Annotated in this window: 21 protein-coding genes; 16 read left to right on the top strand and 5 right to left on the bottom strand. The window is 31.0% G+C overall.

The genetic code is table 11. The features are described from left to right. The first annotated feature begins 3 nt into the window (after window positions 1-3). A complete protein-coding gene (locus FYJ83_RS16335; protein WP_154442365.1) occupies window positions 4-864 on the top strand; it encodes a uroporphyrinogen decarboxylase family protein in 861 nt (286 codons plus the stop codon). A gap of 346 nt (window positions 865-1,210) precedes the next feature. On the opposite strand, the gene tnpC is transcribed toward FYJ83_RS16335, so the two are convergent. From tnpC to FYJ83_RS16310, 5 genes are all read right to left on the bottom strand, one after another. Beyond that, on the bottom strand, window positions 1,211-2,206 hold the full coding sequence (gene tnpC, locus FYJ83_RS16330; protein WP_326828362.1) for an IS66 family transposase: 996 nt from the start codon (window positions 2,204-2,206) through the stop codon (window positions 1,211-1,213). A gap of 12 nt (window positions 2,207-2,218) precedes the next feature. Then, on the bottom strand, window positions 2,219-2,815 hold the full coding sequence (locus FYJ83_RS16325) for an IS66 family transposase zinc-finger binding domain-containing protein (RefSeq protein WP_154442361.1): 597 nt from the start codon (window positions 2,813-2,815) through the stop codon (window positions 2,219-2,221). 78 nt (window positions 2,816-2,893) lie between these two features. Beyond that, window positions 2,894-3,250, bottom strand: a complete 357-nt coding sequence (gene tnpB / locus FYJ83_RS16320; RefSeq protein WP_154442359.1) for an IS66 family insertion sequence element accessory protein TnpB — start codon at window positions 3,248-3,250, stop codon at window positions 2,894-2,896. Continuing rightward, window positions 3,247-3,564: an IS66 family insertion sequence element accessory protein TnpA gene (gene tnpA / locus FYJ83_RS16315; RefSeq protein ID WP_154442357.1), complete on the bottom strand. Its 318-nt coding sequence runs from the start codon at window positions 3,562-3,564 to the stop codon at window positions 3,247-3,249. The genes tnpB and tnpA overlap by 4 nt, the downstream gene beginning before the upstream one ends. 71 nt (window positions 3,565-3,635) lie before the next feature. Then, entirely contained in the window at window positions 3,636-4,274 is a 639-nt protein-coding gene (locus tag FYJ83_RS16310; RefSeq protein ID WP_154442355.1) for a PHP-associated domain-containing protein, read from the bottom strand. A gap of 286 nt (window positions 4,275-4,560) precedes the next feature. Between FYJ83_RS16310 and FYJ83_RS16305 the strand changes: the two genes are divergently transcribed. The 15 genes from FYJ83_RS16305 to FYJ83_RS20360 all read left to right on the top strand — a co-directional run bounded on the left by FYJ83_RS16305 (window position 4,561) and on the right by FYJ83_RS20360 (window position 20,428). Next, on the top strand, window positions 4,561-5,655 hold the full coding sequence (locus tag FYJ83_RS16305) for an ABC transporter substrate-binding protein (protein WP_154442353.1): 1,095 nt from the start codon (window positions 4,561-4,563) through the stop codon (window positions 5,653-5,655). Between the two features lie 88 nt (window positions 5,656-5,743). After that, window positions 5,744-7,390, top strand: a complete 1,647-nt coding sequence (locus FYJ83_RS16300) for an ABC transporter permease (RefSeq protein ID WP_154442351.1) — start codon at window positions 5,744-5,746, stop codon at window positions 7,388-7,390. Then, window positions 7,362-8,312 (top strand): ABC transporter ATP-binding protein, encoded by a 951-nt coding sequence (locus FYJ83_RS16295; RefSeq protein WP_154442349.1) that lies wholly within the window; start codon window positions 7,362-7,364, stop codon window positions 8,310-8,312. Before FYJ83_RS16300 ends, FYJ83_RS16295 begins: the two co-directional genes overlap by 29 nt. Before the next feature lie 130 nt (window positions 8,313-8,442). After that, complete coding sequence (locus FYJ83_RS16290; RefSeq protein ID WP_154442347.1) at window positions 8,443-8,865, top strand: DMT family transporter; 423 nt, start codon at window positions 8,443-8,445, stop codon at window positions 8,863-8,865. Window positions 8,866-8,878: 13 nt separating this feature from the next. Beyond that, window positions 8,879-9,322: a DMT family transporter gene (locus tag FYJ83_RS16285; RefSeq protein WP_154442345.1), complete on the top strand. Its 444-nt coding sequence runs from the start codon at window positions 8,879-8,881 to the stop codon at window positions 9,320-9,322. Window positions 9,323-9,342: 20 nt separating this feature from the next. Continuing rightward, window positions 9,343-10,734, top strand: coding sequence for a Trk system potassium transporter TrkA (gene trkA, locus FYJ83_RS16280; protein ID WP_154442343.1), 1,392 nt, complete (start codon window positions 9,343-9,345; stop codon window positions 10,732-10,734). After that, window positions 10,700-12,148, top strand: coding sequence for a TrkH family potassium uptake protein (locus FYJ83_RS16275; protein ID WP_326828361.1), 1,449 nt, complete (start codon window positions 10,700-10,702; stop codon window positions 12,146-12,148). The genes trkA and FYJ83_RS16275 overlap by 35 nt, the downstream gene beginning before the upstream one ends. A gap of 21 nt (window positions 12,149-12,169) precedes the next feature. Next, window positions 12,170-13,504, top strand: coding sequence for a 23S rRNA (uracil(1939)-C(5))-methyltransferase RlmD (gene rlmD, locus FYJ83_RS16270; protein ID WP_154442341.1), 1,335 nt, complete (start codon window positions 12,170-12,172; stop codon window positions 13,502-13,504). Continuing rightward, complete coding sequence (locus FYJ83_RS16265; RefSeq protein ID WP_154442339.1) at window positions 13,477-13,668, top strand: hypothetical protein; 192 nt, start codon at window positions 13,477-13,479, stop codon at window positions 13,666-13,668. Before rlmD ends, FYJ83_RS16265 begins: the two co-directional genes overlap by 28 nt. A gap of 98 nt (window positions 13,669-13,766) precedes the next feature. After that, window positions 13,767-14,117 (top strand): PadR family transcriptional regulator, encoded by a 351-nt coding sequence (locus tag FYJ83_RS16260; protein WP_154442337.1) that lies wholly within the window; start codon window positions 13,767-13,769, stop codon window positions 14,115-14,117. Next, window positions 14,101-15,405, top strand: a complete 1,305-nt coding sequence (locus tag FYJ83_RS16255; protein ID WP_154442335.1) for an FtsW/RodA/SpoVE family cell cycle protein — start codon at window positions 14,101-14,103, stop codon at window positions 15,403-15,405. The genes FYJ83_RS16260 and FYJ83_RS16255 overlap by 17 nt, the downstream gene beginning before the upstream one ends. A 445-nt stretch (window positions 15,406-15,850) precedes the next feature. Then, window positions 15,851-16,828: an AAA family ATPase gene (locus FYJ83_RS16250; RefSeq protein WP_154442333.1), complete on the top strand. Its 978-nt coding sequence runs from the start codon at window positions 15,851-15,853 to the stop codon at window positions 16,826-16,828. 487 nt (window positions 16,829-17,315) lie between these two features. Then, entirely contained in the window at window positions 17,316-17,570 is a 255-nt protein-coding gene (locus tag FYJ83_RS16245) for a hypothetical protein (RefSeq protein ID WP_154442331.1), read from the top strand. A gap of 226 nt (window positions 17,571-17,796) precedes the next feature. Next, complete coding sequence (locus tag FYJ83_RS16240) at window positions 17,797-19,491, top strand: recombinase family protein (RefSeq protein WP_154442329.1); 1,695 nt, start codon at window positions 17,797-17,799, stop codon at window positions 19,489-19,491. Between the two features lie 814 nt (window positions 19,492-20,305). Next, window positions 20,306-20,428 (top strand): hypothetical protein, encoded by a 123-nt coding sequence (locus FYJ83_RS20360; protein WP_268233535.1) that lies wholly within the window; start codon window positions 20,306-20,308, stop codon window positions 20,426-20,428. The last annotated feature ends 109 nt before the right edge of the window (window positions 20,429-20,537 follow it).

Here is a 20,537-nt window from a genome sequence, read left to right as displayed (position 1 = left end):
AATATGGTAGCTGCAAGTATTTTTAAATGTGTGGGACAGGAAGTTGAAATAATACCTGACAGTATTTTAGAAGGATTAAATATATCATATGAAGAATCAAATAAAAATGCCCATGAGATGGCTATATTAGCAAAGGCATTAAAAGAATATAAAAATGAGAAATACTGTAAATTGCCTCTCTGTCATACTGTAGAAGCTGAGGCCTTCGGTTCAAAGGTAATTTTCGATCAAAAAGTAGGCAATAGGATTGGAAAGTATAAGATTAATGATATAAACTTAGTTGAAGATATATCATTAATAGATTTAAACAGGGGAAGAGTTGCCGAGGTTTTAAAGGCAATAAATATTCTAAAGAAAAACGAAGAAAATGTAATCCTCAATATAACAGGTCCCTTTAGTGTTGCTACATCTGTTATGGATAGTCAGTTGTTTTATAGAGCTGTTAGAAAAGATAGAGAAAAGATTAATAGATTATTGGAGATAATTGAGAATAGTATAGTAAAACTTATTTTAGAGGGGGTCAAACAAGGGGTAGATTTCATTTCCTTTGCAGATCCTGTAGGTACTATGGATATAGTTGGACCTAAGATATATAAAGATATATCGGGACAATCTACATATAATATATTAAAAAGAGTTGAAAGTCGACTGGGAAAAACTATAATTCATATTTGTGGAAAGACTTCTACATCTTTGGAAGCCGTAGGACTTATTGAAATTGAAAGAATAAAGGCTGAAGGACAAGATTATTTAGATATAATTAAAAAGATAAAAGGAGAACAAAAGGACATAAAATTCATAGGTCATTGGTGTTTAAAGCTAAATAAATCTAATGGTGAAATTATCAATTGTAAAATCAAATAAAATAAAGAAATAGAGATGATTTTTTAAAATCATCTCTATTATTTATGTATTTCTAGTTTTACTAGTCCCCATAGTAGGGCCTAGTGATAAGACTAATAAAAAGTTTATCACTAGGGATATCAGACTTATGAGTAAAGGAGTCTTTATATTATAAATAGAGTAAATAAGCTTATGGAATAAAGGGAATAATAGTGAGCAGAATAGATAAACAATTTTATCATCTACATACATTTAAACACTCCCTTACATAATTATAACATATATAGTAGGTATCCATCAATTGCAGCCCATCTATAAATAAAGTCCTATCTATGAGATAATTATATATCATAAATAGGACTTATTTTTATTCCTTACTTTTAGGTTTTCTTCTGCATTCTTCTGGTAGTGTTTCTGACCAGGGAAGTAGATGATCTAGGGAATCTGAATTTGTAAGTTTTGTATTTGGTAATTCTTCGAATAAATATTTTAGATAATTATAAGGGTTAAGATTATTCATCTTAGCTGTTTCAACTATGCTATATACTGTAGCACTAGCCTTTGCTCCATGGGGAGATTTGCAGAAAAGGTAATTTTTTCGACCTATTACAAATGGCTTTATAGCTCTTTCTGCACCATTATTATCTAATTCACATTGTCCGTCTAAGAGTACATTAGTTAGGAGCCCCCAATTGGATAAACTATAGTTAATTGCCTGGCCTAGTTTGCTTTTTCTTACTACTTTTGGCTGAAGAGCTTGTAGCCATGCCAAATAATCCTCTAGTATTGGTTTTAGTTCTTCATTCCTAACTTTAAACCTTTCTTCAGGGGATAATTCTTTCCACTTTGATTCTAGATGGAACATTTCTTTAAAATATTTTACTGCTTCATAAGCATGGGTCTTTTCTATTTCGGCTTCTTTTGGTAGGATTTTCAAACTATCGGTATAATACCTACGGGCATGTGCAAAACAGCCTACTCTTGTAATATTCTCCACAGAATTGTACCCACTGTAATCATCCGTCTGAAGTAGACCTGTAAATCCACTAAGGAAATTCTTAGGATGTTTTCCACTCCTAGATGGCTGGTATTCATATAGGGCTATTTGCTTTCCATAGTTGCCAGATTTATATAGCCACATATATGATTTGCTATCTGTAGGCTTTCCATCCTTGGTTAGTACCCTTAAAGGACTTTCATCTGCCTGTATAAAGGTTTCTTTTAGCAGTTTTTCTTTGAGCCTTTCAAAGAATGGCTCCAACCATAGTTCGGATCCTTTTATTATCCAATTAGCCATATTCTGCTTTGAAATTTCTACTCCATAGTCTTTAAATATCCTTTCCTGCCTATCAAGTGGTAGCACTGCTGAGTATTTTTAGTACATTAAATAGGCAAGAAGGCTCGGGGATACAAAGCTTCCTTTAATTACAGGCTCTGGCATTTTGGCTGTAATTATATTAGCCTTTTCTCCTTCTCTCTCGCATTTTATACAGGAGTATACTTTTCTTATATGCTCTACTATAGATGCTGTGGCCGGTACTACCTTTATTTCTTTCCTTATTTCAACGCTCATTTCATGCATAATAGTACCACATATTTCACAAGACCTTTCTTCTTCCGAAATTTCATATTCTATTCTTTCTACTGGTAAATCTTCAAAAGACTTTTTATTTATACCTCTTCTTTTTCTTTCATAAGTAATCTTTTCCATAGTAGGTTCTTCTATTTCAGGTCTTTCACTTATTTCTGCTTCATTAAAAAATGAAATTTGGTCTTCATCTACATTATCACCGGATTTTCCATATTTCTTTACTGCATTTAATTTAAACTGCTCCTCATACCATTTTAATTTAGCATTAGCTATTTCCAGTTCATGTTTTAATCTTAAAATTTCATTATCTAGTTCCTTTGATTGAAGCTCTAATTCTTTGCTATGTAGTTGTAATTTTTCAGTTTCGGTTATATTTTCCATACCTATATTATACTATATTTAAGCAGACAAAAAAAGTTTTATTTTACCTAATTTAAAGGTTTTTTTAAAGATTTATTACTAGATAAAAACCCTTTCATTAGCAGGTTTATGGGCATCTTTTTGCTCTATACTTAGTCCATCTAAAAGCCAACGAAACTGTCTTTCATTTATGGAAACTGATGGACCAGCTTCTTTTTGTGGCCACCTAAAATATCCATTTTCAAGTCTTTTGTAATGTATCCAAAAACCATTATTATCCCAAACTAATATCTTGATAAGATTTTGTCTTTTGTTGCAAAAGGCAAATAGGTGGGTAGAAAAAGGGTCCATTTTTAGTACATGTTCAACTATTAGGGCAAGACCATCAATAGATTTTCTAAGATCTGTTGGACCCAAAGCTAAATGGACCCTTTCTATTGTGATTTGTTTAATCATATTTTCCTTAAACTATTGATAAGCTTAAGAAGAAGTATTTCATCATAGTTATTAGTTATGGATAATTTTACATTATTAATTTCAATTTCAATAGGTGAAAAGGAATTATCTTCTGTGATTGAAACAGATGCAAATTCCACCACTGATAGAGATTCTTTAGTGGATATGCCTGAACCATTAAGTTTTCTAAGCCAATATCTTAGGCCACCAACATTTATTCCATTTTCCCTGCACCATGCTACTTGTGAAAGATTGCTTGCTTTAAATTCCTCTACCCGTCTTATCCAAACTTCTCTATTTTCTTCTAATTTCAATAAAAATACACCTCCATAATTTAATATGTTAGGTGTATTCTCTCATGATACTTGAGCCTAGTCTAGGTGGGCTACAATTGACGCTTACAATCAAAATTGGTGAACTGTCCATCTTTTCTCATTACAGGATGAAAGTTTTTTGATTTAATAGCTTCTATAAAATCTTTATCATCTCTTATGGTATCATAAAATCTAGTTGCATATTTACCGATTTTATCCATTACATGAGCATCACTAGCACCTAAAGATGGTAATCCTAATTCAGTAGCTGCTGCATAGGCATATAGATTATGGTAAGAATAAGTACTTCCATTAAAGGACTCAACACCATCTAATATAGCAGCTACATCATGAAGATGATTTTCTAATCCCCTATTATTATTTCTAAAAGGATGAGCAGCGATGGCTACTCCTTTATGTTTTTTCACCAAATTAAGAAGTTCCATAGCAGATATTTTCTCTTTAGGAATATCTTCTAAACCAAATACTAATATATCTCCCTGATGAGTTAAAACTTCAGCACCAACTATTACTAATATTCCATTAATCTTAGTATAATTACCCAGTTCATTTTTCAAACTGTTATTATCATGATTTGTTATACATATGCCATCTAACCCTATGAGTTTTGCCGTATCAACAGCTTCTTTTAAATCAATAAAACTATCTGAAGAATATTTTTTTTCATGTATGTGAGTATCTATTATCATAATTATTTTGCCTCCATTTTCTTGTTATTTCAATAATAACATATAAACTGTATGTATTAATCTAGTATAGATAAACCCTATATTAATAATAATATTATTATTAATATTTATAATGATTGACTTTGAAATTTTAAAATACTATCATTAAAAACGGAATAGAAGAACATTACATAAAATAGGCTTAAAGAAGCCTTTTTGAAACTTATGGGCAGAAGATTCCAAATTGAAAATAGAAAAAGCAGAATTTTTCTATTGATTATAAAATATTATGTGAAGGAGCAGAAATATGAAAAGAAAAGGTTTAGTGTTTTTATCTTTATTATTGATATTGACAATGGTTTTTACAGCTTGTGGACAAACTACTGATAAAAATCAAGAAATAATAGACTCAGAAAAAACAGAATCAGTAGATAAAGATACAGCAGAAAAAGATGAAGCAAAACTTGATTTTGAAGGAAGACAGATGAATGTAGTAACTACATCTGAAAAATATGTAGAACTATTTGATGAATTTGCAAAAGAAGTAAATGCAAAAGTAGACTTCTTATCTATGTCTAGTGGAGAAGTAATATCTAGAATACAAGCAGAAGGCGGAAAACCAATGGCAGACCTTTGGTTTGGCGGTGGAATTGACGCATTTATGGCAGCAAAAGACTCTGGATTATTAGAATCCTATATTCCAAAAGAAGCAGATAAAGTAGGCAGCGAATTTAGAGATGAAGAAGGATATTGGATTTCAAAAGGATTGACAGTAGTTGGATTTTTAGTGAATGAAGAGTTATTAAAAGAAAAAGGATTAGAAACTCCTAAAACTTGGAAGGAATTAGCAGATCCAAAATATAAAGATGAAATAATAATGGCAAATCCAGCTATTTCAGGAACAAATTATGGAGCAGTAAAAGGAATATTGGATATGTATGGTGAAGAGGAAGGTTGGGCATATTTAGAAAAATTAAATGAAAATATTCCATTCTATGGCAAAAGAGGTAAAGACCCAGAAGAAAAAACTGTAGCTGGAGAATTTGCAATAGGAATAATACCAGCAGATAAATCTTCTTTTGATGTAGGAGAAAAGAATAACTTAACTGTTATATATCCAGAAGATGGTATACCTTGGGTACCAGAAGGAGTAGCAATATTTAAAGATGGTGAGGGAGCAGATATAGCAAAAGCTTTTTTAGACTTTATGCTAAGAGATGAAAATCAAGAAAAATTAGCAGAACTTGATGGTAAAGATGGAGCACAAATGATTAAAGTTGGCATCGGTGGTTATGACTTAGGTCTTCCAGAAGACAAACTAATAGATCAAGACATCTCAACTTTTGGGACTATGAGAGAAGATATACTAAAGAGATGGGAAGAACTAACAATAGGAAAATAGATATTAGGTGAAATGGTTAACCATTTCACCTTTCCATTTTTTAAAATAATCTATATAATTAGATTATAATATTTGAAAGGAAAAGAATATGAGAAAGAAACTTTTAGATTCATTGGATAAAATATTAATGATAACAATAATATTATCTGTACTAATTTTTATACTATATCCCTTCATTTCAGTATTTATAACTTCCTTAATGGAAAATGGAAGAATTGATTTATCGTATTTTTCATTTGTGAAGGATGAAGCCTATTTAATAAAGAATTCAATAACCACTGGAATATACAGTACAATTTTAAGTACTATTTTTTCTATAATGATTGCAGTATATTTTTATATATCTACAGATAGAGTTAAGAAGATAATCACTGCAATACTTATGCTAACTATTATTTCTCCTCCTTTCGTCACATCACTTTCATACATAAGACTTTTTGGAAGAAGAGGGTTTATAACCTATGGATTATTGGGATTGTCCATATCTCCCTATGGACAATTGGGAATAGTACTGATGCAAAGCTTAGGATTTACTTCTATGAATGCAATATTACTTATGGGATATTTAAAACAAATAGATAAGACCCTTATAGAATCAGCTCGTTCTTTAGGAGCTAAGACTACAGATATTATAAAAGATATTATTTTACCTCTTATGAAACCATCAATAATTGTAGTTATGCTGTTATCTTTCATAAGGTCATTGGCTGATTTTTCAACTCCAAGAATAATCGGAGGAGCATTTAATGTATTGGCGACAGAAGCTTATTTATCTATAATAGCAAAGGGAGATATAAGGAGGGCAGCTACTATTTCAGTTATATTATTTATTCCTGCAATTATAGTATTTATACTATATATGACAAAGTTTCAATCACTTGCCATGAGTCAACATGGAACTAATTCAGGTGAAGGTATAAGTATAAAGAGAGATGGCTATTTATATAATCTTATGAAAACAGGAGCCATATTTTTTTTAGTTTGGATTTTAATTCAATATGCTTCTATTATAATGTCAGCCTTTACAGATATTTACAAAGGAAAGATGTATTTTACACTGAATCACTTTAGAGAAAGCAAGATAAATGTATTAGATACATTCCCAAGAACAATATTTGTAGCATTAATAGCTGGAATAGCAAGTTCTGTTATTGGACTTATATTAGAATACTATGGATTTATAAGAAATTATAAATCCATGAAGATAATAGATTTTATAGCCACAATGCCATATATAGTACCTGGAACATTTTTCGGAATTGGATATATATTGGCTTTTAATAAACCACCATTGGAATTAACAGGAACTCTTTTAATAGTAATCTTAAATGTTACCTTTAGACAATTGCCTTTTGCTTCAAAAGTAGGATATTCTACATTAACTCAAATAAATAGAGATACTATAAACTCTGTAAAAGATTTAGGGGGACATGACTGCCATGTAATAAAAGATATTATTCTTCCATTAAGTAAATCTGGATTATATATTTCATTCGTCAATGGATTTACTTCAACTATGACAACTATTGGTTCAATAATATTTTTAATATATCCAAAACAAAAACTTGCAACAATGGTAATGTTTGATGTTATAGAATCAGGGAAATATGGAGTAGGCTCGGTTATAGCATTTCTAATTATATTGGTGTGTCTTATGGTAAATGGATTATATTATCTTTTATTATCAAGGAAGGAGAAGAAAAAGGATGTTTCTTACAGTATCGGGCTTAACTAAAATATATGGAGATAAAAAAGTAGTAGATAATGTTTCATTTGAGGCAGAAAAAGGCAGTATTACCTGTATTCTTGGGCCAAGTGGCTCTGGAAAGACTACTATATTAAGATGTTTAGGAGGATTTGAAAATCCAGAATCAGGAAACGTGATTATTGATAATAGAGAAATATTAAGTTTAAGTCCAGAGGAAAGACCTATATCGACAGTATTCCAATCCTATGGTTTGTTTCCACATAAATCAGTAATAGAAAATACAATCTATGGATTAAAGTTTAAAAAAGTTACTAGAAAGGAAGCAATAAAAGAAGGACAAGAGATTTTAGAAATTGTTGGCTTAAAGGGTTATGATAATAGAAGGATAAATCAACTTTCTGGAGGAGAGCAGCAAAGAGTAGCTTTAGCAAGATCATTAGTAGTGAAACCAAATTTATTATTATTAGATGAGCCTTTTTCAAATTTAGATGCTAAATTAAAATTGGTTATGAGAGAAGAAATCCAAAAAATACAAAAAACATTTAATATAACAACAATCTTTGTAACTCACGACCAAGAAGATGCTTTTTCAGTAGCAGACCAGATTATTTTGATGAATAAAGGAAGAATAGAACAAATATCTTCCCCTATGGATATATACAATTATCCAAAGGGAGAGTTTCCATTGCAATTTATAGGTCGTTCAAATATAAAAAGTACAAATGAAAAAGTAGAATTTGTAAGACCAGAAGAAATAAAACTACATGATAACCCAAAGGAAAACACTATGGAAGGAATAATAGAGAAAAGAGTATTTAAAGGAGCCATAGTAGAATACCATATATCAACAAAAGATGCTAATTTAATAGCCATAGAACTTTCAAAAGACAAAGTTTACAATGAGGGTAGTATAGTCTATTTAGAGTTTGAATATAAAGTGATTATGTAAATTTAAAATATAATGAAAATGTTTTTTCTATATACTATTAAGTTGTAGAAAGAACATTTTTTATTTGTGAAAACCTATATATAAATATGGTTATTTCTGATACAATAAATTGGAAGAAGGAGGTATACAGATGTATAGAATTTATGCAATTTTTATAGGTATTTTGATTACCATAATGGTAACATTTAATGGAACTCTAGATGGCTATTTAGGTAATTATTTATCTATATTGGTAATTCATTTAGTTGGGCTTACGGCAATTGCAGGTATTTTGATATTTAAAAAGATTAAGCCTGTATTTAAGAAGGATGTACCTTTATATTTATATAGTGGTGGAGCTATTGGAGTGTTGTTAGTATTGGCAAACAATATAAGCTTTTCTACTCTAGGAGCTTCCTTGACTTTGGCACTGGGAGTCTTTGGACAATTAATATTATCATCAGCCATTGACCATTATGGATTAATGGGTATGGATACTTATAAATTTCACAAGAAAAAAATTATAGGATTTGGAATTATATTAGTCGGAATCATTATAATGACCATATATTAAGGAGATTAAAAATATGATATATATAATATTAGCAATAGCTGGAGGATTTCTCACTATATTGTCAATGGTAGTAAATGCCAGTTTGGCAAAGAGAATAGGAGTATTCCAAGGAGCATTTATTAACTATATAGGAGGATTAATAATTATTCTTCTTATAACCATGGGATTAAGGGAATATTTACATATGGAAGCCTTAGTTAACATACCTTTTTATGCCTTTTTAGGTGGTGCTTTGGGAGTTGTCATTGTGGCCAGTTCAAATGTTATAATTCCTAAGATACCAACTATATATAGCACTTTATTAATCTTTATAGGACAAATATTTACAGGAGTAATTATAGACTATCTAAGATTAAGCCATGTCTCAAAGGGAAAGATAATAGGTGGATTAATTGTGGTATTAGGTATACTATATAATTCCAATGTGGACAAAAAACAATTAGTAGATGAAAACTAGATAAATAAGAGGTGAAAATTATGAAGATAATGGTAATAGGGGCAGGGAAACTCGGATATAAATTGGCAGAAACCATGGTACTAGAAGATATAGACGTTACAGTAATTGATTATAATCCGAGGGTAATAGATTTTGTAAATGAACATTTAGATGTTCTGACTGTTTTAGGAAATGGTATTGATATAAATATTCTAAAAGAATTGGGCATAGAAACATATAATATTTTAGTAGCTTCAACAGATAGTGATGAAACCAATACTTTAATATGTTCATTAGGAAAAAAGTTGGGATGTGAAAGAACCATAGCACGTATTAGGAATCCGGAGTATATGGAGCAGATAGACTTTATAAAGAAGGAAATGGGAATTGATAATATTATTAATCCAGATTTTTCTACGGCTCAAGTCATAGAAAAATATTTACTAAAAAATTATAATTTTTATTCAGGAGACTTTGCCAGCGGAAAGATTCAAATGATTGATTTTAATATTGAACATATGAAGGACTTTGTAGGCAAAAAACTAATGGAATTAGAGAATTTTGAAGGATTACTTATTACAGCCATATCTAGAGATGGTAGCATAATTATTCCAGACGGAGCAACAAGATTGATTGATAATGATATAATTCATGTTATAGGAAAAAGTACTGATATAAATAATTTAAATGATAGATTTACTAAGGATATAACTAAAAAGGAAATAGAAAATGTAATGATACTTGGAGGAAGTAATATTGGATATTATCTTGCAGAAAGACTATCTAAGGCTAATATATCTGTTACATTGATAGAAAAGGATAAGGAAAGATGTCAGGAATTATCAGAAGTTTTAGGAGATGTACTAATTATTCATGGAGATGGTGCAGACATACATTTATTGGAGGAAGAAAGAATATCTTCTATGGATGCCTTTGTAGGAGCCACAGGCTATGATGAAGAAAACTTACTTATGGCATTAATGGCTAAGCAAGCAGGAGTACCTAAAACCATATCAAAGATTAGTAGAGAAAACTATACTAAGATAATAGATAGGCTGGGAGTAGATGCTGCATTTAATCCAATCTATATTACTGCAAGTAATATATTAAAATATATTCGTGGTGGTAAAATAGTATCTGTATCACTACTAATTGGAGGAGATGGAGAAGTAACAGAAATAATTGTAGGTAGAGATCTTCCTATAGTAGGTAAGACTTTAGAAGAGTTGAAATTACCTAAGGGTATAATAATTGGGGCCATAGTTCATGGAGGAAAGGTTATAATACCTAATGGAAAAACTGTAATAAATGCCAATGACAGAATAGTAGTATTTTGTTTAACAGAAGACTTACCAACCTTGAAGATGTTCTTTAAGACCCATAAGGGAGGCGTATTAAGTGAATTATGGAATCGTACTAAGGGTATTAGGTAGTATATTAATATTAGAGTCTGCACTTATGGTGCCATCTTTACTTATATCCTTATATACAAATCAGTGGGATAAAATGCCTTTTCTAATAACAATACTAATAACATCCATAATTGGATTTATTTTATTGAGAAAGAAAAATCAAAATAAACATATTAGTGCTAGGGAAGGCTTGGCAATTGTATCTTTAGGATGGTTTTTAATATCATTATTTGGTGCATTGCCTCTATATCTATCGGAAAGCACTCCAACTTATATAGACGCATTTTTTGAAATAGTATCTGGATTTACAACAACTGGTGCTACAGTAATAGCAGATGTAGAAGTATTACCTATGGGGATTTTATTCTGGCGTTCTTTTACTCACTGGATAGGTGGTATGGGAATACTGGTATTTACTTTGGCATTGTTACCAGCTTTAGGTATAGGAGCATTTCAAATATTTAAGGCAGAAAGTCCAGGACCTATTGCAGGAAAAATAGCACCAAGAATAAGAGATACCGCTAAAATTCTTTACGGCACTTATTTTGCCATTACAATAATTCAGGTGGTATTTTTAAAATTGGGAGGTATGTCCCTATTTGATTCTTTAGTATATACCTTTGGTACAGTAGGTACAGGTGGATTCGCTACTAAAAATGCCAGTGTAGGAGCTTATAATAGTACTTATATCCATTTGGTAATAGGAAGCTTCATGGTACTTTCAGGTGTGAATTTTTCTCTATATTATTCCTTATTTAAAGGCAAATGGAGAGATGTTCTAAAAGATGAGGAATTAAGACTTTATTTTATAATTGTAGGGGTAGCAGTATTATCTATTGCCATTAATTTATATAGTACAGTTTACTCAAACCTGGGATTGGCATTTAGAGACTCCTTTTTTCAAGTAGGCTCTATTATGACTACAACAGGATACTCCACAGCTAATTTTGATATTTGGCCAACCTTTAGTAAGGCTATTTTACTCTTACTTATGTTTACAGGAGCCAGTGCAGGTTCTACTGCTGGTGGTATGAAGGTCATTAGAATACTTATTATGTTAAAGTTAATTAAACGAGAGATATTGAAAATATTCCATCCTAGGGCTATGAAACCAGTTAAATTAAATGATAAGATACTTCCCAATGAAACCATAGCAGGTATCAATAGTTTTGTAGGATTATATATTATCATATTTGCATTATCTACTATTTTAGTATCCCTAGAAGGTGTAGATTTGGAAAGTGCAGCTAGTTCAGTGGCTGCCACTTTAGGAAATATTGGACCAGGTCTAGGATTTGTAGGACCTACTAGTACATTTTTTGGATATAGTCAAATTTCAAAGGTATTTTTCTCTTTTCTTATGCTTCTAGGTAGACTCGAACTATTTACCATAATAGCATTACTTGCACCAAGGAACTGGAGAAGGGAAATATAAATAAAAATAAAAGGTGAAAATATGAAGAAAGAATTGCTAAAGGTGAAATGTATAGGCATAAATGAAGATGGCAAGGGTATTGTAAGTATAAATGGAAAGGAATATTACTTGCCCAATCTAATAGAAGGAGAAATGGCTACTGTTGAGATTTCTCAAAACAAGGGAGTAACAACTGCAAAGCTAATAAAAATAGAAGAAGAATCTAAGGATAGAGTGAAACCCAAATGTCCATATTATAGTAAGTGTGGAGGTTGCCAAATACAACATTTATCTTATGAAGGGCAAAGTAGATTTAAGCAAAGAAATGTAGAGGAGCTTTTAGGTTCTTTTTGTAAGGTAAACGATATTTTGGTTATGAAAGACCCCTATAATTACAGGAATAAAATACATTCCACCTTCTCATATAATAAAAAAAGAGAGATTATATCTGGGATATATGAAGAAAATACCCATGATGTAATAAATATAGATAGATGTATGATTCAAGATAATAAGGCAGATGAGATTATAGAAACAATAAAAGGTCTTATGAAATCCTTCAAGATGAAACCCTATGATGAGGATACCCGTGATGGATTTTTAAGACATGTACTTATAAAACGAGGCTTTGCTACAAATGAGGTAATGGTAGTATTAGTAGTATCTACTAAGATTTTTCCAGGAAAAAATAATTATATAAAAGCCTTAAGAAAAAAACATCCAGAAATATCTACAATAATAATGAATATAAATAACCGAAATACATCTGTAGTTCTTGGAAATGAGGAAATAGTAATCTACGGAAAAGGATATATAGAAGATATTCTGTGTGGCATAAGGTTCCAGATTTCTGCAAAATCCTTTTATCAGGTAAATCCCATACAAACAGAAGTATTATATAATAAGGCTATTGAAATGGCTAAATTTAAAGGAAATGAAACAGTATTAGATGCCTATTGTGGAATTGGTACCATAGGGCTAATAGTAAGTAAAAAAGTAAAAAACGTAATAGGAGTAGAGCTAAATAAAGATGCTGTAAAAGATGCAATTAAAAATGCGAAACAAAATAATATTAAAAATGTATATTTTTATAATGATGATGCTGGAAATTTTATGGTAAAACTAGCAAATGAAAATAAAAATGTAGATGTGGTTATAATGGATCCCCCTAGAGCTGGAAGTGATGAAAGATTCTTATCCTCTTTAGTTAAACTATCTCCTGAAAAGATAGTTTATATATCTTGCAACCCAATAACTCAGGAAAGAGATTTGAGGTATTTAGTAAGGTATGGATATAAGGCAACGGAGATTCAGCCAGTAGATATGTTTCCACATACTGGGCACATAGAGTGCGTGGTAGGAATACAGAAAACTTAATAATAGACATAGATAGTAGAATGCCTAATTATCAACAAAAACGATATGTTCTTATGAAGTTTTTTCATAGAGACAAACATATCGTTTTTTCTGATGTAGGGAAAGGAAGAAGAAGGAAGGAAGTTTTTGATGGAGTTGAGGTTATTATGGGAATGGTTATGTAGCATGAGATACGGAGTAAAAAAGTAATCTTTGTATTGACATATATAGATTGTCTATATATACTATATATAGGCAATCTATATACGAAAGGAGATGTCTTATGAGCATAAATAAGAATTTAATTACGGGTAGTACAGCTATGCTTATATTGAAATTGTTGGATGGCGAAGATATGTATGGTTATCAGATGATTGATACATTATCCAAAAGATCTGATGATACATTTTCATTAAAAGCAGGTACACTTTATCCGCTTCTACATGATCTAGAAGAAAAAAACATGGTTAATTCCTATGAAAAAAGTGCAGATAATGGTAGGTTGCGAAAGTATTATACCATTACAAAAAAAGGAAAAGGAATGTTATCAGAAAAGGAAGATGAATGGAAGGCTTATGTAAGGGCAATTAATCAGGTCCTAAGGGGAGGGGAAAGTTATGCAATATTCTGCTAAACTAAATGAATTCATAGAAACCATTTGTGAACAAATAAGATGGAAAAAGGCTCATAATACCGTTTCTGAGGAAATAAGAAACCATGTTATAGATCAAAAAAATGCATTCATGGATAAGGGATTAGATGAGGAGACTGCCATGGAAAAGGCAATAAAAGAAATGGGGGATCCTGTTTTAATTGGAACTGAGCTGGATAGAACCCATAGACCTAAGATGGAATGGAATATATTTCTCTTAACAGGGATTATGATTATACTTGGCTTTGGAATTAGATATATTGCAAGCTTTGAGCCAGATACACCCTTTATGCTGGAAAGAAGTTTGATGGCCACCTTAATAGGTATAGCATGTATGATAGGTGCATATTTTATTGATTTTACATTTATAGGCAGATATCCTAAGTCTATTTTTGCAGGATTAACTGTTTTATCCATACTTTCGATACTCTTATCACCTGTTATTAGGGGGAAGCATTTATATGTTCAATTTATTTTACTTGCATTTCCAACGGTTATGGCTGGGATAATTTATAATATGAGAAGTAAGGGATATTTGGGAATAATCTTAAGTGGAGTATTTTTCATTATCCCCGTATTGATAGGACTTAGAATACCAAGCATGTCAGTTGTAGCTTTAATATCCTTATGCTTTTTAATCCTTATAACCATGGCAATAATAAAGGGATGGTTCAACGTAAATAAGTTTTATGGAATGCTTCATGTATACATACCAACTCTAGCCATAGTTATTACGGGATTTATAAAGCTAATGTTCTATAGTCATAAGAGAGAACGATTTTTAAATATAATAAATCCATTTAAGGATCCATTAGGTGATGGTTATATTAGTGCAAGAATGAGAGAAATGCTAGCAGCTACAAAGTTTATGGGTAGAGGGGATTTAGGATCAAATCCCTATATGATACCTACAATTAACACAGATTATATACTGACATACTTAATTCATAGATTAGGTTGGCTGTCATTTATTGTAGTAATGGGGATAATATCTTTTTTTATAATCCGTTCATTTAAGCTATGCTATAAACAAAAAAGTATTCTAGGGAAATTAGTCTCCATGGCAGTGTTAGTTACATTTACAATGGAAGTTATCTTTTATACCATAACAAATTTAGGTTTGCCTATAATGGGTTCTCTAACATTGCCTTTTATTTCATATAGCGGAATGTCTACAATAGTAAATATGACCTTAATCGGCATAATGCTCTCGGTATTTAAATCTGGAGATATAGTGAAAGACAGTTTATTATTACCAAATGATGAATAAGAATACCAAAATATTATGTTAATTCTTTGTGCATCTTGCTACCAGAAAATACCCTTCTACTTTAATTTATCTGGTAATATGAGTAAGAAGACGGGGAAAGTTAAAAATTATTATAACACAAGTTAAATTAAATATATAGAGTGGTTGTGAGAAGGGCATGTAGTTTCAAAATCAATCTAAAAAATTAGATATACAGAAAATAACCTTGATGAAAATATCAAGGTTATTTTTCTGCCTATTTTGAAATCTAGACTTCGTAAATACCCCTCTTAATGTGGAAACATATAGAGGGGTATTTTTTATTTAAAATGTTTTATATTTAGACTTCAAAATCAGGGCTTAAGTGTGGAAACTTATGAAGAGATAATTTTCAAATAAAATATTTTTCCAATTAGACTTGAAAAATCGACTTCAAATGTGGAAACAAGTAAGGGGGTGAAAATAAATGACAAAAAGATTTAATACTATTGATGGTGAAACTTTAATGACTATGCCACTTAAACCAATTAATTTTATTATTGAAAATCTACTATCAGAGGGGCTTCATATTCTGGCAGGATCACCAAAGGTAGGAAAGTCTTGGCTTGCTTTATGGTTGTCAGTAGCAGTAGCTAAAGGAGAGGAGGTTTGGGGAAATAAGGTTAAAGAAGGGACTACTCTTTATCTTTGCTTTGAAGATGGTCAAATAAGAATCCAAAATAGACTATTTGATATTACAGATGAAGCAACGGATAAGGTAAACTTCTGTACAGAAAATGCAAGGTTAGGGGGTGACTTAGAAGAAAGGATAGTAAGCTTCATAAAAGAGAATCCAGATACAGTCTTAATTATTATTGATACCCTACAGATGATAAGAAATACATCTAAGGATCATAACTATGCCAATGACTATAGTGATCTAACCATATTAAAAAATCTAGCAGATAAATATGGAATAGCTATTTTACTCATCCATCACTTAAGAAAGGAATATGATAAGGATCCCTTTAATCGTATTTCTGGTACAACAGGAATACAAGGAGCAGTAGACAGTAGCTTTATTCTGGTAGAAGAATCTAGAGGAAGTAAGATGGCGACTCTTTCCTGTGTAGGTAGAGATATAGACTATAGAGAAATTAAATTAGAAAGGAATGAAGACAATATTTGGCAAGTAGTAACAGACAGCTTTGTAAACAAAGATGTCCTACTAGATGATGTAGTGCTGCTTCTTTCTGACTTTATGGAAGATAAAGAGTATCATAAATCTACTCCTACAGAATTAGCAGGGAAACTTTCTAAAAACAGGGACGATAATATTTCTCCAAAGACCCTTAGTAAAAAGATAATACAAAATACAAAAGAACTTGAAGAACGTTCAATCTCTGTTGTTTTACGGAAGAGTAATGGCAAAAGATTGATTGAAATTTTCAAAATAGGGCATTAGGGACGATAAAATGACTACCCCCTAAGTCTTCAAACTAATGTCCCTCTTGACCCTGAAAGTCTAGGCACAGTTCCCCCTGTGTGGCCTTTGAATAGGATAAGAGAGTAATTGGTCGAAGAGGGAGATGAAAATCAAATTTAGGCAGATGTAGGGGAATGGCTGAAAATGTGTTGATAACTGTTCTTGGAAATATTAGAGATAAAAGGATAGCTTAAAAAAGCAAAATATGGACTGAACTACCCTGTAGATTTTAGTGCAGGATAAAGGAAGGTGGTCAAAAGATTCCACCTTCCAGACACATCCCCCGGCAGTGCCGTGGTTTGAAAGAATAAAGATGGGTGGTCGGAAACTGGGGTTTGTGCTGTCTTAGGTGGTCAGAAATGATAAAAATCCCGATAAACAGGCATTTGTTGGTGTCACCTATAGGTGGTCAAAGAAAATGTAAGGGAAATTATATAAAAGTTATAAATAAGATTGGAGGTTTTTAATGAAAAAGAAGTTAAGATCACTTTGGAAGAAAATAAGGATAATTTTAAAAGATATAAGAGGAGAAGGGGATATAGGAACAGTAGCAAATATTCTTTTTACTCCAATTGGATATAAATTTCTAAAGAATAATATAGAAAAATATAGTTTACAAATAGGAATGTTAAATCGATTATTAAAAGAGGAATTAATTTCAGAAAAAGAACATTCAACTATAAGAAATAGTATAAAGAAAAGATACGAAGTAAAAGAGTAGGAAGAAATAAGAAAATAGGAGAATAACAATAAAATATATTAGGGCTGGCTTACCTTTACTATTTTATTTTCTGTGTTTATTCTTGTGAATTTCTAGAATAAATGCAGAGATGAAGACCCTGAAACACTGATAATTAGCTTGACTAAGAAGAATCTTCTATCTATAATCCTTGTAATCCCTGGCAGGAATATGAGGATTATAGATTAAAAGAAAGGTTGGTGAGAAAATGAGTAAGGTACAAGTAATTGAAGCCCAGAAAGAGAAAATTGATAGAAATACTGGAAAGACAATAAACAAAGCTAGAGTAGCAGCCTACTGTAGAGTAAGTACGGATTCAGATGAACAAATGAATAGCTATCAATCCCAAGTAAACCATTATACAGATTTAATTAAGAAGAATAAGGAATGGGAATTTGTAGATATCTATGCTGATTCAGGAATATCAGGTACTCAGTCAGATAATAGAGATGAGTTTCAAAGAATGATATCTGATGCCAATAATGGTTTAATAGATATTATAATTACTAAATCCATATCTAGATTTGCTCGCAATACCATGGACACTTTGAAGTATGTTAGAATGTTAAAAGATGAAAATATAGCAATAATCTTTGAAAAAGAGAATATAAATACCTTAACAATGAATGGAGAAATGTTATTAACTATCCTAAGTTCTTTAGCACAACAGGAAAGTGAATCTCTTTCTGCCAATACTAAAATGGGTCTTAAAATGAAGATGAAAAGAGGAGAATTAGTAGGACAAGCTTCCTGTTTAGGTTATGATTATGACAAGGAAAAGAAAAAGTTAATTATAAATGAAGAAGAATCTAAGATAGTAAAATATATATTTAATAGGTATACCAGTGGCATAGGATGCTTTGTACTAGCAAGGGAGCTTACAGAAAAAGGTTATAAGACCAAGAAAGGAAATACCACATGGTCAGACTCCTCTGTCAGAGGAATTATTAAAAATGAAAAATATGTAGGGGATATCCTAATGGGAAAGACCTTTACTCTAGATCCAATAAGTAAAAGAAGATTAGATAACTTTGGAGAAGAAGAAAAGTATTATATAAAAAATAACCATGAACCTATTATATCAAGGGAACAATTTAATAAAGCAAAAGAAATATTAGAAAAAAGAAGTAGAAATCATAATCAGGGAAGAATGAAAAAACATAGCTTAAAATATGCCTTTTCCAGCATGATGAAATGTGCCTACTGTGGTGGGAATATTACCAGGAGAAGATGGCATAGTGGAACTGATAAACAAAAGGATGTCTGGTTCTGCACAACTGCAATCAGGAAGGGAAAGAAATCCTGTCCTGAATGTAAGGCAGTAGAAGAAAAGATAATAGAGAATGCCTTTGTAAAAGCCTTTAATATCCTATGTAGAGATAAAAAAACCATAGTAGAAGAATTCCTAGAAAACATAGAGAAGGAATTACAGTCCAAGGATAATAAAAAACTATTAAAGCAAATAGATGGAGATATAAGAAATGTAGAGAATAAGATAAGTAAACTCATAGATCTACATCTAGAAGACCAAATAGATAAAGAAACCTATGAAGAAAAATATACCGAATTAAAGAAAGAACTCCAAGAATTAAAAACAGAAAAGAAAGAGTTAGATGTAGTAGAAGATGAAGAAAAGACTATCAAAGAAAGAATAGCATCCTTCAGGAAACTATTCGAAAGCAAAGAACCACTAGTAGAATTTGATAGGGAAGTATTTAAAACTGTAGTGGAAGAAGTTATCATAGGTGGGTATAAAGAAGATGGAAGTATAGATCCTTATATGTTGACATTCATATTTAAAACAGGATTAACTAGTAAAATTGATGGACATAAACAAACTTCTAAAAGTGAGCAAAATGCAGGTTTACAAAAATGCACCTATCAAGAGGACGAGCCACGTTGAGAGTATAATAATGATGACGTATTGTGGTTCAGAGAGAAAATAATACAGTTTGACCACAACATATAGTGGTTTTGAGATGAAAAGTGAGCAAAAAACTGGGTCAAAAAGTGCAATTTTGGCCTCTTTTTTTGGGCGATTTTATAGATGACATAGTAGATTTTCGAAGAAGACACCTTAAAAATGCAAATTGAATAGAGAAAAATTTAAAGGAATCAGGATAATGATGAAGAAATCTTTGTGCTTTTAATTTCACATGAACTAGGATGGTTACACATGAAAAAATTTAAAATTAGATAAGATTTTTAAAGTTAATTCACTATATCTTGAAAATATTGGTTTAACAGAATATAATTGTGGCATAGACAAAACAATTTGAAGTGACACAATATAATGAACTATATACTAACAAAATAAGCAGCAGAAAGGTTAAAGAATACTAGAGTGTAGTGTTCAGAAGCTTTAAAGAAAGCTGTATAAAGGCTGTAATCCATCTCGGTGGATTAAAAGACGTACTGAAAGCCAAAACTTCCTGTAGAGAGAGGCGTGAAGTAACTTGCTAACTTTATATTTATCAATGCTTGATAAAGAGCAGTATATTTGAAAGTATCGATGATATTAGTATTTTTGAAGCTCTTAATTTCCAATTTGGAATCAACAGTACAAAATTTCAGATTGAGTGGTTTATAAATCTAAAGCTTGAAATGGAGTCTAAGGAGATTTTGTATAGATTGAAATTTAATCATCTATTAGTATAACTAGCTAAGAGCAGTAACGATTATGAAGGGAAAAAGATTAAAAATGAAAGGAGGAACATATGAATAAAGCAATAGAATTTTTATTAGACAATGCTTGTTCATCCATAAAGTATAGAATAAAAAAAGAAATTCTAAATGATATAGATTCATATGAAGAAGAAAAACTGTCAACGACAATCTAATTCTACATAAAAAAGTCATTTAAAAAGTGCAGAGAATTTATTTATTTAAAAGAGTATTTGTGATTTCTTTTCTAGAAGACATATACTCTTTTCTATCTTTTAATCTGTA

It is taken from the genome of Tissierella pigra (assembly GCF_009695605.1).
GTDB classification, from domain to species: Bacteria; Bacillota; Clostridia; order Tissierellales; family Tissierellaceae; genus Tissierella; species Tissierella pigra.
The sequence above is the reverse complement of the archived record's forward strand: the minus strand, read 5'-3'. Positions and strand labels throughout refer to the sequence as shown.

What these genes read in the sequence shown, in the direction of transcription:
- FYJ83_RS16295 (WP_154442349.1), top strand. Translation starts at nt 7,362, where the DNA reads ATGTTTCTTACAGTATCGGGCTTAACTAAAATATATGGAGATAAAAAA.
- FYJ83_RS20360 (WP_268233535.1), top strand. Translation starts at nt 20,306, where the DNA reads ATGAATAAAGCAATAGAATTTTTATTAGACAATGCTTGTTCATCCATA.
- FYJ83_RS16290 (WP_154442347.1), top strand. Translation starts at nt 8,443, where the DNA reads ATGTATAGAATTTATGCAATTTTTATAGGTATTTTGATTACCATAATG.
- FYJ83_RS16255 (WP_154442335.1), top strand. Translation starts at nt 14,101, where the DNA reads ATGCAATATTCTGCTAAACTAAATGAATTCATAGAAACCATTTGTGAA.
- FYJ83_RS16335 (WP_154442365.1), top strand. Translation starts at nt 4, where the DNA reads ATGGTAGCTGCAAGTATTTTTAAATGTGTGGGACAGGAAGTTGAAATA.
- FYJ83_RS16260 (WP_154442337.1), top strand. Translation starts at nt 13,767, where the DNA reads ATGAGCATAAATAAGAATTTAATTACGGGTAGTACAGCTATGCTTATA.
- FYJ83_RS16310 (WP_154442355.1), bottom strand. Translation starts at nt 4,274, where the DNA reads ATGATAATAGATACTCACATACATGAAAAAAAATATTCTTCAGATAGT.
- trkA (WP_154442343.1), top strand. Translation starts at nt 9,343, where the DNA reads ATGAAGATAATGGTAATAGGGGCAGGGAAACTCGGATATAAATTGGCA.
- FYJ83_RS16240 (WP_154442329.1), top strand. Translation starts at nt 17,797, where the DNA reads ATGAGTAAGGTACAAGTAATTGAAGCCCAGAAAGAGAAAATTGATAGA.
- FYJ83_RS16305 (WP_154442353.1), top strand. Translation starts at nt 4,561, where the DNA reads ATGAAAAGAAAAGGTTTAGTGTTTTTATCTTTATTATTGATATTGACA.
- FYJ83_RS16325 (WP_154442361.1), bottom strand. Translation starts at nt 2,815, where the DNA reads ATGGAAAATATAACCGAAACTGAAAAATTACAACTACATAGCAAAGAA.
- rlmD (WP_154442341.1), top strand. Translation starts at nt 12,170, where the DNA reads ATGAAGAAAGAATTGCTAAAGGTGAAATGTATAGGCATAAATGAAGAT.
- FYJ83_RS16285 (WP_154442345.1), top strand. Translation starts at nt 8,879, where the DNA reads ATGATATATATAATATTAGCAATAGCTGGAGGATTTCTCACTATATTG.
- FYJ83_RS16300 (WP_154442351.1), top strand. Translation starts at nt 5,744, where the DNA reads ATGAGAAAGAAACTTTTAGATTCATTGGATAAAATATTAATGATAACA.
- FYJ83_RS16250 (WP_154442333.1), top strand. Translation starts at nt 15,851, where the DNA reads ATGACAAAAAGATTTAATACTATTGATGGTGAAACTTTAATGACTATG.
- FYJ83_RS16245 (WP_154442331.1), top strand. Translation starts at nt 17,316, where the DNA reads ATGAAAAAGAAGTTAAGATCACTTTGGAAGAAAATAAGGATAATTTTA.
- tnpB (WP_154442359.1), bottom strand. Translation starts at nt 3,250, where the DNA reads ATGATTAAACAAATCACAATAGAAAGGGTCCATTTAGCTTTGGGTCCA.